Annotated in this window: 1 pseudogene; it reads right to left on the minus strand. The window is 62.2% G+C overall.

What is annotated here, in order from left to right:
- Positions 1–251 (minus strand): annotated as a pseudogene (locus SB753_RS39720) (glycogen debranching enzyme GlgX); the annotation flags it as partial.

The raw sequence follows: 251 nt of genomic DNA on the forward strand, positions 1-251 counted from the left end.
GAAGAACGCGGCCGTGTTGTAGCCCCAGTAGTTGCGCAGTCCGCGCTCGACGAGAAAGCGGTCGTTGAGGAATGCGTGGACGGGGAGCAGTTCGACGGCGGTGACGCCGAGCTTCAGCAGATGCTCGATGAATTCTGGCGATGCGAGTGCGGCGAACGAGCCGCGTTCGGGTGTGCGCAGGTCTTTGCGGAGCATCGATGTGCCGCGCACGTGGGTTTCGTAGATGACGGTTTCATTCCACGGGACGTTGG

This window comes from Paraburkholderia sp. SIMBA_053, assembly GCF_046534895.1.
Lineage (GTDB): Bacteria > Pseudomonadota > Gammaproteobacteria > Burkholderiales > Burkholderiaceae > Paraburkholderia > Paraburkholderia caledonica.